This is a genomic window from Leptospira abararensis (assembly GCF_016918735.1).
GTDB lineage: Bacteria > Spirochaetota > Leptospiria > Leptospirales > Leptospiraceae > Leptospira_A > Leptospira_A abararensis.
In genome coordinates this window covers 221,277-235,309 of sequence record NZ_JAFFPR010000007.1, presented here as the reverse complement: position 1 = coordinate 235,309, position 14,033 = coordinate 221,277, and the positions used below count along the sequence as shown (strand labels likewise).

The window sequence follows — 14,033 nt, the reverse complement described above, 5'->3', positions numbered from 1 at the left end:
CCGAATTGAGTTGATTTTTCAAAATCTTCCGTTCTACTTATGAGACCTTTTTATGGTCACTTCCTCAAGTCTTCTCAAAGAATTTTCGCTTCAAATGAAATCAAAGGGTCTCATGATTTTGATTTCAATCCGAATGATCATAGGATGGGTGGGGATTCTTGCCTCCTTATTAAATATTGGTAAACCACCATTTTACATCGCTACAGGCATTGCATTTTATTTCCTTGCCACTTCTATTTTCGGTCGTTACCAAATTAAGAAAATTCTTATATCTGAATTAAGGAATGGATTAGTGATTCCATTTTTGGTGATAGACTATTTTGTCATTTTAATTGGTTTTTATTCTGCAATCTTAAGTTACCCTAGTGGGTTTACAGCAGTTCCCATCCAAAACTCGATTTTTTTCTCCATCTTCTTTTTATACCAACTCTATATTGGATTTTTTTTGAACCAAAAGTTTTCTGCAATTATGGGTGTCGTTGTAATCCTGGGATACATGGGAGGGATTGGGATTGCACATGCGAATGGTGCAGAATTATTTACGGAATACCGATTCATTCCTCAGTCACCAGGTCGCATTATACTCTCAATAGAAGTTTTGAAAGTGATTTTATTATTAGCAAAGACCGTTTGTATTGTGAAGTTAGTTTCCTTTCTTTTGGATATATTAGAAAACAACAACCAAACCCTTGCTGACGAGTTGAACCAAAGAGAAACTTCTCTATTAAAAAATGATCGGTTGGTTACCTTAGGAAATCTAGCTGCGAACGTTGCTCATGAAATTAATAATCCTTTAGCTGGTATTAAGTCAATGAATGAGTTTCTCTTAGAGGAAGAAATATATTTTCTGAATAGAAAAGATCCACTCTGGTTAGAAAAAGAAAAACAAATTTTATGGTTATATCGTAACAGGATAGAAAAAAGAGAAGATCATGATTTAATTTTGAATCTTTATTCTTATTTGCCTAAAAAGGATAGAGATTATTTAGCAGAACGTTGTGTGGATTTGGGTGTGGATCACAGGTCCTTTGAAGGTTTGTCCGAGGACAATAGGAAAGAATGGGATTTTGTTTTTTTATGGCTTAAGTATAAAACCATGGAAAAAGCAAATCTCCTTGTTTCCAATGCCATTGATCGAACTGAAAAAGTGGTAGCTACTTTTAAACAATTTTCTCAGCCATTTTTGGATCGCGATCAAAATGTTGTCCGAGTGGGTGAAGGGATTCGTGATATTCTATTGCTTTACAATCACTACTGGGAGTCCGGCAGGACCCTTTCCACAGAAATTGATGATTCCCTTACCGCATTCCTTTGTGAACCTGCGATGAAATTAGTTTGGTCACATTTGATTTATAATGCAATCCAAGCAACCAACCAAACTGCAGGGAAAGTAAAAGTACAAGTCAAACGAACCGCAGAGAATGAGATTGAAGTTTCCATCTTCGATAATGGTGTCGGAATTCTAAGCGAGTGGAAAGAGAGTATCTTTCATCCCTTTTTTACCACAAAAGAAAAAGGGGAGGGAATCGGTTTGGGACTTTTTATCTCAAAAGAAATTGTTGAAAAACAAGGAGGCCGACTTCAGTTTGAAAGCCATCCCCAAGAGACTGTCTTTCGTGTGTATTTACCAGTTGCGTAAGAAAGAAAAAGGATTAGAATTCCTTTAAGAGGTTTGTTATGGAAAAGATTTTTGCAAGAGAAATAGGATACTCGATTTGTGTATCAATCCTTCTGGCCTTCTTTGGCTGCCACAAAACAGATTATGAGGCGGCTGCCAAAGCAATCGCCAAGGAAGCAAAGACAAACCTGACAGAAAAATTAACTGTTTCCCTAAGTAAAGGAGGAACAATACAAGCCATTCCGTTTTGTAAACAAAATGCTATGACATTTACAAACGAACTGGGATTGAAAAAAGGAGTTCTTCTTCGTCGAATTTCTGATAAACCAAGGAACCCATTGAATGTTGTTACAGATGAAGAAAGAAAGATTTTTTTGGAGATCAGTGCCAATCCTTCAAAGGAAGGTGAGTATCCTTTGAAGACTGTGCGAACAGAAAAAACAGTAACCGTATACATACCCATTCCCACAGTGGGACTTTGCCTTCAGTGCCATGGCGAACCAAATTTGGACATCCAAAAAGATACATTAGAAGTTCTGAACAAAGAATATCCTGCGGATCTTGCTCGAGGCTATCGAGTCGGTAGTTTACGAGGGCTTTTTTCCGTGCGGTTTATCAAATCAATTGAATGAATCATAAAAGTTAAAATGAATCCGATTACATTCATTGCAGGCAAACGGGAGTTATGTGAACTTGTGTTGGAATTTGGTTTGCATGGCTTTTTAGTCTGGGATCCATCCATTGGAATCGTATACCCTAGTCCTGTTGCCTCTAAGTCGATGGGGATGACTGAGGAACAATCCTTTCCGGCAGAATGTATACTGACAAATTCAGGGATTCTTTTAGATAAAGTCATTGGAACAAAAGAATCTATCATCGGTCGTATTTGTTTTGATCCCAATAATAGCGCGGGTTTTCCATTCCGAATGCATCCAAAGGAATTTACAGAATCTGGAAAAAAATATGTCCTTTTGGTTTTAGACACAACCATAGAAGGTCCGAATCATACAAATCCTCATATTTTACAATCAACTGAATTGTCTAGGGATTTGTTTTCCACTTCCTTTCGGAGTTCAAGTATCGGAATGGAAATTGAAAATCCTCATGGAGAGGTGATCGAAGTCAACCCCATCTTTTGCCAGTGGCTTGGATATTCTGCTTCGGAGTTAAAAACAAAATCCATTTCGGATATCACTCATCCCGAAGATTTGGAGTTAGAACTTGCTTTTTTAGAAAAACTCAATCGGGGATCGATCCAAAGTTTTCAAATCAAAAAACGTTACATTACTAAAGACAAACGTTTGATTTGGGCAGTTTTAAATAAATCAATCATTCGAGACCATTTAGGAAATCCTATTTATTATCTCTCTCAAATCTTAGATATCTCAGAGTCTTTACAAGCAGAGATGGAATTACAGAACATCTCTCGGTTACTCGACCAAGTGGCTGGCCTTGCTAAAATTGGTGGCTGGGATTTGGATTTACGATCCAATAAAGCTAGTTGGACCAATGTTACCAAAAGTATTCATGAAGTAGAGGATGATTATATCCCCAGTGTAGAAGGGGGAATTCAATTTTTTCAAGCTGAAGAAAGTAAACGAAAGATATCAAATGCAGTATCATTGTTGTTAGCTGATGGAAAAGAATACGATTTGGAATTGGAAATGGTCACTGCCAAAGGAAACCAAACTTGGATTCGAACCATTGGTCGCGCAGAGTATGAGAATGGAAAAATTGTAAAAATTTACGGAATCATCCAAGACATCAATGAACGTAAAAAATGGGAGATGGCCCTTGCTGCACAAACAGCCATTTTATGGTCTTTTGTGGAACATGCACCCGCCGCCGTTGCTATGTTAGACCAGGAAATGCGTTATTTAGCCCTTAGCCAACGTTGGATTGAAGATTATAAAATTCCATTAACAAAGGAAGAGATCATTGGAAAAAGCCATTATGAACTTTTTCCAAATATTGGTCAGGAATGGAAGGATATTCACTCACGGGGATTACGTGGAGAAGTTTTAAAACGAGACGAGGATGTATGGCGACCACCAGGTTGGGAGAAAGACCAAGTCCTTCAATGGGAAATTCGTCCATGGAACCAGCTAGGTGGTGGCATTGGTGGAATATTGATGTTTACCCGTGACATCACCGAGGCCTATGAAACTAAGCTAGAATTAAAAATTGCCAAAGAATTTGCCGAAAAAGCTTATAGCGCTAAGTCGGAATTTTTAGCGAACATGAGCCATGAAATTAGAACTCCTCTGAATGGGATCATTGGGTATTCTGATTTACTCGCCGAAACATTAGAAAACTCATCTTACAATGAATATGCGCAAATAGTCAAACAATCAGCCCATGCTTTGCTAAACATTGTCAATGATATCTTGGACTTTTCAAAGGCTGAAGCTGGGAAATTGCAGCTAGCAGAAGAACCATACAGTCTAAAGAAATTGGTTTTGGAAGCAATCAAAATCATGAATATACAAGCTATTATCAAAGGGCTTGATATTCAATTTCACATAGATGAAAATATTCCACCGCTTCTTATGTTTGATTCAAATCGATTAAGGCAAGTGATATTAAATTTACTTGGAAATGCCATCAAATTCACTGAGACAGGATTTGTTGAGTGTAACGTAAAACGACTGGACGATCCAGATACAAAGACGGCAAAACTCAGGATTTCGATAATTGATACTGGAATTGGGATCGCAAAAGATAGCCAAGAAAAGATATTTGATTCTTTTACCCAGGAAGATTTTTCCACAACACGGAAGTTTGGTGGGACTGGCCTTGGTTTAGCTATCTGTAAACAGTTACTTTCTTTAATGAAATCTGATTTACAATTAAAAAGTGAATTAAACAAAGGAAGTGAATTTTATTTTGATATCCCATTGAGAATTCCAGAATTTGATCCAAAATTACAAATGACAAACCTGGAAACAAAAGACCAGAAAATTGGTCTTGGAAATCATTCAACTATCAATGATACATCCAAAATCTTAGTTGTGGAAGACAACCCTGTCAATCTTGGTCTTATGAAAAATTTCATCAAACGGATCCTTCCTGAGGCAAAAATTTTGGAGGCTCAGAATGGCGAAGAGGCAATTCAAATCTTTCAAGATGAATCACCAACACTTATCCTAATGGATATACAAATGCCAGTGATGAATGGATATGATGCGACAAAGGAAATTCGAAAACTAAGCCAAGGAAAAACCCTGCCCATCATCGCAGTGACTGCAGGAATCATTGCAGGGGAAAAGGAAAAATGTTTCGAGGCAGGAATGAATGATTATATTAGTAAACCCGTTCAAAAAGAAAACTTAAAACAAACTCTACTCAAATGGCTGAATCGCTAACGAGTACAAATTAGGATTTTAATAATAAAATCTGATTGGGTTAGACTAAAAGTAGAACTCATAGGGTATCTTTTTTTAAAGACAAACATTAGATTTACACAAAATGCCTGATAGTTCCTATTTTTAAGTCCAAAGTAGAACTTGAAAAAAAGTCAAATTAAAGCGCAATTTCTCTCAAAATTTTGGTTCCTGGTCAAAATCTGTTGTATTTCTTGTGTTGGAATAAAAAATGACCAGTTAGTCAACTTTTTTGTCTTTAGATTCACTTTTTGGGAAGTAGCGAATGCAGAACATTGCAAAATTCATTACCGATAAAACACTTATCATTCAGTTCATTTTAGTCCTATTCGTTTTGATTGGACTTTCCCGCCTACTTTCGATGCATAGGGAGGCATTTCCGAATGTGGCTCTCGATAAAATAGTCATCGAGGCTCCGCTTCCGGGTGCGACTCCAGAAGAGATTGAACGGCTCGTTGCCATCCCCATTGAGAAAAAATTGAGGGCAGTTGCTAAGATTGATAAAATCCGAAGTTATAATTTAGAAAACGTCAGTGTGATCATGGTCTTCATTGTAGAAGGGACCAAAAATACAAAAAAAGTTTTGGATGATATCAAGGATGCTGTTGATTCTGTTCGGCTTCCTGACAATGCTCAAAAGCCAAAAGTAAGAGAGATTACCACCGAAAAACAAGAGGTGATCAGTCTTGCACTTTCCTTAAAAGCAGACTCCACAGATTCCATTGCCGACTATAGAAAGTTACGTGACACTGCCAAAGCGTTTGAAGATAGGTTCTTTCAAATCAAAGAAATTGCGGAAATTGAAAAAATCGGATATAGAAACCGCGAATTTCTTGTGGAAGTGAATCCCAAGAGCCTAAATGCAAAGGAAGTGGGACTCAATACGGTTCTGAATGCCCTTGGTTCCAGAAATATCAACATTCCTTCAGGAAGATTAAAAGTCAACGGAACAGAATACCTTTTACGAACTCGCGGAGATTTTGAAGAAGCAAAGGATATGCTTTCTGTTCCTATGTTAGGAAACGAATTAGGTTTTGCTACCGTTTTAAAAGATGTTGCTAAGGTAGTTGATGGTTTTGAAGAAGAAAAAACCTACGAAAAGTTAAACGGAAAAAATAGCATTATCCTTAGGGTTTGGAAAACAGACCAAGCAGATATTATTACTACAGCTGATACAGTAAAAACTTTAGTATCTTCTATGGAAGGGAACTTTCCAGAAGTGGACACTAAAATATATGATGATAAAAGTCGAGATGTCCGCCGCCAACTTGGTGACCTAATTCTTAACTTTGAAACGGGACTGGTTCTAGTTTTACTTTCTCTTATCTTTATTCTAGGGATGAGACTTAGTATTATGATTAGCGTTGCGATTATTTTTATCTTTCTCATCTCCTTTATCTTTCTGAAACAGTTTGGATTTACGATCAACACCATTACGATTTTCGGAATGGTGATGGTTCTCGGTATGATGGTAGATAACTCTATCGTTGTAGCTGAAAATACTTATCGTTTGATGCAGGAAGGAATGGATAGGCGAGATGCCATTTTACAAACTTTTAAAGATGTTTTAGTTCCCCTCCTTGTTTCCTTTCTTGTGATTTCCGCAGCATTTTTCCCACTTTTGTTTATGAGTGGGGTGATTGGAAAATTCATTTTGGGAATCCCTGCTGTTGTTCTTGTAACACTGGCGAGTTCTCTTCTGTTTGCCCTTGTGTTTTTGCCTAACTGGTTAAATAATTTTTTACCAAAAACATACCAAGGTAAAATCAAAAAGAATGAATCCATCGAAGAAAAAGAAGGAGCGTTCGGTTATATCATTTCTGGTTACAAACGAACCATGACTTTCGCTTTAAAACATAGAGTGTTTGTTCTTTCGATTTTTACTTTTATTTTTTTCTTCACCTTATTTCTGGCAGGAAGATTTTTGCCATTCGTCATGTTTCCTTCTGGCAGTGAAGAAGACATTGAAATCAAAGTTTGGATGCCCATTGGAACCACTCTCCAAAAGAACTTAGAGATCATTGAAAAAATGGAACCGGTCGTCACTAAAATGGCAGGGAAAGATTTTGTGCACCTACGCAGTAGGATAGGGATTCATGAGAATCCTATTACAGATCCAAAACCGGGGCTTGAAGTGCATCGGTCTCACCTAACCATGAAGCTTGTGACAGCAGCAGATAGAAAAGAATGGGAAGATGCAAGGACTCTTGTCAAAAAAATTCGAGAATACATCGAAGAAAATAAAGTTTCTGGAATTTTTCCAAAAGAGATGATTTATGATGTGAATGCGAAAATCAAAGGGCCTCCCGTAGGAAAACCTGTGAGTTTGGAGATTCGCGGTGCTGACTTTGGTGTCATTCAAGAGATTGCGGATCTTTATATCAAAGAATTAAAACAGATGGATGGAGTTTCAGACATTCGAATCGATTTGGAGTTAGGTAAAGAAGAATACCGATTCTTTGTCAAAGATGAAATTGCCGGTAGAACGGACGTGAGTGCAAGAGACATCGCCCGTTCGGTTCGGACTGCTTTTAATGGAGAAGTGGCGTCGACGATTAGTAAAGGGGAAGACAAAATCAATATCCTGGTTCGTTTTCCCGAAGCAGAAAGGCATTCCGTATCTAGTTTGAATTTAGTAAAAGTAGAGAACCGAAATCGAAGGCTCATCCCTTTGAATCAAGTGGCTTACTTTCAAAAAGACCGGGACTATTCGATGATCAACCGCCAAGATTTACAACGTGTGGTGCGACTAGAAGCTTCTGTGGATACGGATAAAACTACATCTTTATTCGTGAATCGACAACTAAAGAATTTGGTGAACGTAGATAAATATGCAGCGAATGCCTATTCGGTGATCTTTGGTGGAGAACAGGAAGATGCAGGAAAGTCTTTTCGTGATTTAGGAATTTCGATGTTACTGGCGGTTGCCGTGATCTTTGGAATTTTTATCGTGTTTTTTAACTCAGTAGGAACAACAACTGTGATCATTGGATCCATTCCTTTCGGGATTGTGGGTGTACTTTTTGCACTCATGACACATGGAATGCCACTCAGTTTTATGAGTACACTAGCGATTGTGGCTCTTAGTGGTTCCATTGTGGCAAACACTCTGATACTCATTACCTTTATTGAAGAACTACGAATGCAAGGGATGTCCATTGAAGATGCTATCATCAACGGCGGTGCCATTCGTTTGCGTCCGATCTTTTTAACAACGATTAGTACTGTGATTGGTCTTGTTCCCAGTGCTTATGGGATTCCGACTCTCGATCCTTTTGTGCAACCCCTATCACTGGCATTTGGTTGGGGTTTGTTTTTTGCGACCGGTGTAACCTTGGTCTTTGTTCCTGTGTTGTATAGAATCAAAGAGGATTTTAAACATATCTTTTCGAAGATATCTTTTTCTAAAATTTTGAGAAAAGGGTAATATCGAAAAAGAAACCACCGGTATCATAATAAAAGAAATCATTTCAGACGTTCGAAAAAAGAGGAAACTTCTAAACGATATTTGTCATTTTTTTTCGGACGCATTCGAATGGAATGCTTTTGAGGTGACAGTCCCTTGACTTTCCGATTCAATCGGTGGGATGTCACTACCTACCGTTTTCGGACTTTTTTACTTTCTTATTCTGGCCGCGATCAATCTAACCGGTGGATACGGTATTTTTGTGGACGAGTATTATTACTTGGCCTGTTCCAAACGTTTGGCCTTGGGATATGTAGACCAACCTCCGTTTTCTATTTTCCTTTTAAGGTTTTTGGGAATCGATGGGAGTTCCATTTTTTTTCTACGTTTGGTTCCTTCTCTCCTCGCTGGCCTTTCTGTTTTCCTTGTTGGAAATCTAACAAGTCATTTCATTGAGAACAAATGGTCTATCGTTCTTGCATCAATTGCCACGATGACAGTCCCGGTTTTGCAAGTGATTTTTGGATTCTATTCCATGAACTCCATCGAAGTATTTTTTGTTTTGTTAATTGTGCAATTAAGTCTATTTCTAAAAGAAAAACCGATACATTGGCTCTGTGTAGGTGTGGTGATTGGCCTTGGTGTGATGAACAAACATACCTATATAGTTTATGTTTTTGCCATCATGGCTCCTTATGTATGGTTTCAATGGAAAAGTATTTACCGGAATTTGTTTTTTTATATCGGTGTGATACTAGCCATTCTTCTTGTTTTGCCTAATCTCTATTGGCAATACCAAAATGGTTTTCCTTCCTTGGAGTTTTATAAAAATGCTTATCTGATGAAAAATATAGATTTGAGTTTATTCCAAATTATTTTTGATCAAATCCTTTCTATGAATCCTGCTACCTTACCTCTGTGGACTCTTGGAGTTTATTTTTATCTACGGAATCAGGAATACCGTTATTTAGGGATTGCTTACTTATTTTTGTTATTTTTGTTTTTGTATTCCAAATCATCTCGTCCAGACCGGATCGCTTCCTTTTATCCCGTACTCTTTGCCGGTGGTAGTGCTTTTTTGTTATCCGATATATGGAAAAAAATAATACTCGGTTTTACTTTGTTTGTCGGTCTGATTCTGGCTCCGATTGGAATGCCCATCCTTCCTCTACCACTTCTCTCTACTTATGTAAATGTTTTGGGAGTTGTCCCAAAAATTGAAGCGGGAAATCGAACCTTACTTCCACAGTGGTTTGCCGATCGTTTGGATTGGGAAAAATTTTATCAACAAGTGCAAATTTCAATCAATGGAATAGATCCGTCGATTTTAAAGGAAACTGCCGTCGTTGCAAATTTTTATGGACAGGCTGGAAGTTTAGAATATTATCATATACAAATCCCTGTTGTGAGTGGGCATAACAATTATTTTCTTTGGTTGGGTGACCTCAAAGAAAATCCAAAACATTTGGTGGTGACTGGAGAGGAAACAGTTAAAATTTTGGGATCCTATTTTGAAGAAAAAGAGTTAATCGGTAAATATTCTAGACGATACACAATGGAAACAGATATCCCCATCTATCTATTAAAAAAAAGTAAGGTAAATCTTAAAGAAACTTTGCTTCTGTTTAAATTCTATCGTTAAGGGATTCATTTGCCTTGGCATAATGTTCAGGTTTAAGTTGTGACTTGATGAGAACGAGGGTAGTGGCAATCACACCCGCATCATCGGTAAAACCAAGGGCCAAAATCACATCGGGGATGGCATCCACAGGAGAGATAAAATAGAGTAATGCCAAGGCAATCGAGGCTTTTGCCGTGAGGGATGTGTTTTCATCCATCAAACAATAATACATCGCAATTATATCTTTTAAGAAGGGAATTTTTTTCCCTGTTTCTTTGATTTTTTTCCAAAAATTGGTTTTGATGAATTTTAGTTTTTGGTTTTCGTTCATACGTTTGATTCTATATGATTTTTCGAATCCAAATCTATCATTTTTTTGCTTGAGTGAGATCCAAGGAACTGCAAAAAATAATTTATGAAAAACTCACTCATTGACAATATTTTGCGGGAACGTGCTTTTAAAAATGAAAGGACTGTCGCGATTGTCAGGTTAGGCATTTTTTCGTTTTATTTGGTCATCGATACTTTGGCATACTTTGGTTATATTGAGTATACCGAAATAAGGCCAGCTTTACGCACAGTCCTATTGGATTGTTTTGTGTTTTTGGTTTCCGGAACTATTGTTTTCTTACTGATTAATAAATTCTATCACGATTCCATCAAGTTTTTAGCAATCACATTTGATTACTCTATCATTGCAGTAATGTTAGTGATTGAACCGACTGTTCCCAAAGGTGGCCAATTGATTTATTGGGTGGTATATGTTGCTTCTATATTTCCTTTTTTGTTAAATCTATTACGTTACTCCAAATCAGGTGCCATTTATTCATCGGTTCTTTCTATTTCTTTGTTTCTCGGTCTGACTACCTATTATAACAATGGGGATGCGGAAAACATAATTCCCATGCATTTGAATCTTGTGCTTATGTTACTCATTGGATATTCCATTACCTCTGCCAGCCGAAAGATGATGGAGGAAGCGAACACAAAAAGAATGATGGAACGATACCTTCCTCCTCAACTGGTGGATGAATTGTATAAAAAAAATGTAAACATGGAACCTGGTGGAGAGATGCGTAAGGTAACCATCCTTTTTTCTGACATTCGGTCCTTTACAACGATTTCGGAACGATTGGATGCAAAATCGGTGGTTTCTATTTTGAATGCCTATTTATCTGTGATGACTGAAATTATTTTTCGATTCCAAGGAACCATTGATAAATTTATAGGCGATGCCATCATGACCGTTTTTGGAGCTCCCATGCAGAAAAATGATGATGCAATTCGGGCTGTAAAAACCGCAATCAGCATGCAAGAGGCTATGAGATCTTTCAATGAAAATCATTCTGAGTTAAAGGAGCCTATCGAAATTGGCATTGGAATTCATACGGGGGAGGTGGTTGCCGGAAATATAGGATCTGAAAAACGGATCGACTACACAGTGATTGGTGACAATGTCAATCTCTCCTCACGAATTGAAAGTCTAACCAAAATCTATAAATGTCCTATTTTAATTTCGAGTACAACTTATACGGAATTACATCATGAAATTTCTCAAAATGAAATTTTAGCAAGGGAAGTGGATACGGTAATTGTCAAAGGAAAAACCAATAGTATCAAAATCTATGAAGTGATGTGTTTTTTCAGTGAAGAAGAAAAGATTTTGAAACGTAAGTGGAAATTTGATTTTGAAAACGCACTTGAGTTTTATAAACAAAAAGATTTTGAAAAGGCTATGTTTGCGTTTGAACGCATCAAATTGGATCCACTCAGTGAATTCTATCGAGATAGATGTAAAGAATTTCTAAAGAACCCACCAGAAAAAATCGGGGATGGCAATTTTGCGAATTACTAGTTCTTAATTTTTTGCGAGAGGGATACGGCGGGCGAAGGTCCGCAAGGACGGAAGCGAAAGCGGACCCCAGAGTAGCCCGGTCCCTCTTTTGAAGAAATATAGGGCAAAGGTTTGATTGGTTTGTCTTAAGTGTGAATTTGGGGACTCGCCCGAGAATTACAACAAACGGACTAGAAAAACAATTTTCTATAGAGACACTGATTTAGAAAGTGGTGCAGGTAGAAATTTTATTTTTGCAGATTAAATATTAGAGGTGAATCATGTCCCGTCCCTTCAAAGTTTTGGGTATCCAACAAGTTGCTATCGGTGGTGAGTCAAAAGAAAAGTTATCCAAGTTTTGGGTAGATGTTATGGGGCTTACCAAAGTTTCTGATTATAAAAGTGAAAAGGAAAATGTGGATGAGGACATTTTGTCCATGGGGAACGGTCCTTTTAAAGTGGAAATTGATTTGATGCAACCCATTGATCCAAACAAAAGTCCTAAAGTGCATGATCCGAAACTAAATCATATCGGACTATGGATTGATAAATTGGAAGAATGTGTTGAGTATTTAACCAAACAAGGAGTCCGTTTTACTCCTGGTGGAATTCGGAAAGGGGCAGCCGGGTATAACGTTTGTTTCATTCATCCTAAAGGCAATGAAGAGTTCCCTCTTTGTAGTGAGGGAGTGCTTGTGGAACTTGTACAAGCCCCAGAAGATGTGATTAAAGCATTAAGTTAATTCAAGAGAAACAATTCGAAACGGTCGGTGGAATCTCCGATCGTTTTTCATATTGCATTTTAAAGGTTATCAAGATTTAACCTTCCTCAGGATTTGGTTTCCCCTGAGGAAAAGTTTAAGGTTTAGATTTTTTTTCCATGAGTCCATCTCCAATACAAATAAGCCACGAGAGCTAAACTTGTGGTGATGATAAATTGTGTTAGGTGAACGACCGTTGCATAGACAAGCCCTTCGCCTGGATCTCTTCCTAAAATGATAAAGCCGGAAATGATGGCCGCATGAAAGACACCAATTCCAGAAGGTGCCGAAGGAATCGCCACACCCATTCCCCCAAGAAACATAAAAAGTAAGGCTTCTGGAAAAGTAAGAGGCATTCCGATGAGGATCCCTGCAAGAGAGTAGGACACCGCATAACCAAAAACCCAAGTGGGGACTGAGTAAAGGACGGGCCTTAATAATTTGTCTCCTTGTAAAAAGGAAGAAAATTCAACTAAATGGTGATCTAACCGTTCTTCGTAGAATCCAAGTTTACCGATTATAGCAAAAAGTTTTTTAGTAAGAGTGCGTAAAGGATCTAAAAAATATCGAACCAGTGAGAGACCAGCAATCATTCCAACAATCACAAGAGTGGAGATAAGAAGGAGGCTTAAGTTTTTGGATTGTCCAAGTCCCATATAAAAAAGGGCAGCGGCACCAATCACAACGACAGAACCCAAATCCATTACCTTCTCTAAAAAAATCCGACTAAAAAGATGAGTTAAGGGAAGCTCTGTATCGCGTTTGTTCATGATGAGACGAACCAAATCGCCTCCTCTTGCAGGAAGAACCATATTCAGACCCACACCGATGATGGCTGTGGTGAAGGCTTGGGCAAAACTAATTTTCTTTTCTAGAAGGTAGTACCATCGAATGGAAAAGGGAACAAAGGCCCATAGGTTCGATAGGAATAACAAAGGGAAAATCCACCAATTGATTTTTCCTTCTAAGCGTTCAAATTCGGTGATGTCAAAGTTTTTGGATAGGAAATAAACCGCAATCCCTGAAACAAAAATTCCAAATATTAACTTTCTCATGTTTTTCTTTTAACCCGGTGGCCATTGCATATGTCGTCCACCTAGCAGATGAAAGTGGATGTGGCCTACTGTTTGTCCGCCAAAGTTCCCACAGTTGTTGACCAACCGGTAACCTTTTTCAGAAATTCCATTTTGTTCCGCAATTTTGGGAATGGTTTGAAATATTTCTTTTAGGATTTCTGGATCTAGATCCCCAATTTGATTCATGCTCGTTATATGGATTTTCGGAATGATGAGAACATGAAAGGGTGCTTGAGGAGTGATGTCATGAAAAACTAATATGTTTTCAGACTCATATTCTTTTTTGCTTTGGATTTCTCCACTCGCAATTCGGCAGAAAAGACAATTTTCCATT

The 14,033-nt window shown here is 37.8% G+C and carries 10 protein-coding genes; 7 read left to right on the top strand and 3 right to left on the bottom strand.

What is annotated here, in order from left to right; translation table 11 throughout:
* The first annotated feature begins 94 nt into the window (after positions 1–94).
* The 5 genes from JWG40_RS20005 (at position 95) to JWG40_RS02335 (ending at position 10,049) form a co-directional block, all read left to right on the top strand.
* Positions 95–1,639, top strand: coding sequence for a sensor histidine kinase (locus JWG40_RS20005; protein WP_269751576.1), 1,545 nt, complete (start codon positions 95–97; stop codon positions 1,637–1,639).
* Between the two features lie 38 nt (positions 1,640–1,677).
* Entirely contained in the window at positions 1,678–2,250 is a 573-nt protein-coding gene (locus JWG40_RS02350) for a Tll0287-like domain-containing protein (RefSeq protein WP_205284256.1), read from the top strand.
* Between the two features lie 15 nt (positions 2,251–2,265).
* Positions 2,266–4,983, top strand: coding sequence for a PAS domain S-box protein (locus JWG40_RS02345; protein WP_205284255.1), 2,718 nt, complete (start codon positions 2,266–2,268; stop codon positions 4,981–4,983).
* Positions 4,984–5,266: 283 nt separating this feature from the next.
* Positions 5,267–8,428, top strand: coding sequence for an efflux RND transporter permease subunit (locus JWG40_RS02340; RefSeq protein WP_205284254.1), 3,162 nt, complete (start codon positions 5,267–5,269; stop codon positions 8,426–8,428).
* A gap of 160 nt (positions 8,429–8,588) precedes the next feature.
* Positions 8,589–10,049, top strand: a complete 1,461-nt coding sequence (locus JWG40_RS02335; protein WP_205284253.1) for an ArnT family glycosyltransferase — start codon at positions 8,589–8,591, stop codon at positions 10,047–10,049.
* Here the strand turns inward: JWG40_RS02335 and JWG40_RS02330 are convergent.
* Positions 10,033–10,359, bottom strand: coding sequence for a YkvA family protein (locus JWG40_RS02330; RefSeq protein WP_205284252.1), 327 nt, complete (start codon positions 10,357–10,359; stop codon positions 10,033–10,035). The two genes, JWG40_RS02335 and JWG40_RS02330, sit on opposite strands and share 17 nt — an antisense overlap.
* 84 nt (positions 10,360–10,443) lie before the next feature.
* Here JWG40_RS02330 and JWG40_RS02325 point away from each other — a divergent pair, with 84 nt between their 5' ends.
* Together JWG40_RS02325 and JWG40_RS02320 are read left to right on the top strand one after the other, a co-directional pair.
* The gene (locus JWG40_RS02325) at positions 10,444–11,883 is read left to right on the top strand and encodes an adenylate/guanylate cyclase domain-containing protein (protein WP_205284251.1); all 1,440 of its coding nucleotides are present in this window, start codon (positions 10,444–10,446) and stop codon (positions 11,881–11,883) included.
* Between the two features lie 260 nt (positions 11,884–12,143).
* Positions 12,144–12,605, top strand: a complete 462-nt coding sequence (locus JWG40_RS02320; RefSeq protein ID WP_205284250.1) for a VOC family protein — start codon at positions 12,144–12,146, stop codon at positions 12,603–12,605.
* Positions 12,606–12,727: 122 nt separating this feature from the next.
* On the opposite strand, the gene JWG40_RS02315 is transcribed toward JWG40_RS02320, so the two are convergent.
* The gene (locus JWG40_RS02315; RefSeq protein WP_205284249.1) at positions 12,728–13,678 is read right to left on the bottom strand and encodes a lysylphosphatidylglycerol synthase transmembrane domain-containing protein; all 951 of its coding nucleotides are present in this window, start codon (positions 13,676–13,678) and stop codon (positions 12,728–12,730) included.
* Positions 13,679–13,687: 9 nt separating this feature from the next.
* Positions 13,688–14,032 carry a histidine triad nucleotide-binding protein gene (locus JWG40_RS02310; RefSeq protein ID WP_205284248.1) on the bottom strand — a complete coding sequence of 115 codons (345 nt, stop codon included), beginning with the start codon at positions 14,030–14,032 and terminating at the stop codon, positions 13,688–13,690.
* Between the last annotated feature and the right edge of the window lies 1 nt (position 14,033).

Bases quoted from the DNA above. Each gene is read 5' to 3' on its own strand.
- JWG40_RS02315 (WP_205284249.1), bottom strand. From the start codon at position 13,678: ATGAGAAAGTTAATATTTGGAATTTTTGTTTCAGGGATTGCGGTTTAT.
- JWG40_RS02325 (WP_205284251.1), top strand. From the start codon at position 10,444: ATGAAAAACTCACTCATTGACAATATTTTGCGGGAACGTGCTTTTAAA.
- JWG40_RS02340 (WP_205284254.1), top strand. From the start codon at position 5,267: ATGCAGAACATTGCAAAATTCATTACCGATAAAACACTTATCATTCAG.
- JWG40_RS02335 (WP_205284253.1), top strand. From the start codon at position 8,589: ATGTCACTACCTACCGTTTTCGGACTTTTTTACTTTCTTATTCTGGCC.
- JWG40_RS02320 (WP_205284250.1), top strand. From the start codon at position 12,144: ATGTCCCGTCCCTTCAAAGTTTTGGGTATCCAACAAGTTGCTATCGGT.
- JWG40_RS02330 (WP_205284252.1), bottom strand. From the start codon at position 10,359: ATGAACGAAAACCAAAAACTAAAATTCATCAAAACCAATTTTTGGAAA.
- JWG40_RS02350 (WP_205284256.1), top strand. From the start codon at position 1,678: ATGGAAAAGATTTTTGCAAGAGAAATAGGATACTCGATTTGTGTATCA.
- JWG40_RS02310 (WP_205284248.1), bottom strand. From the start codon at position 14,032: ATGGAAAATTGTCTTTTCTGCCGAATTGCGAGTGGAGAAATCCAAAGC.
- JWG40_RS02345 (WP_205284255.1), top strand. From the start codon at position 2,266: ATGAATCCGATTACATTCATTGCAGGCAAACGGGAGTTATGTGAACTT.
- JWG40_RS20005 (WP_269751576.1), top strand. From the start codon at position 95: ATGAAATCAAAGGGTCTCATGATTTTGATTTCAATCCGAATGATCATA.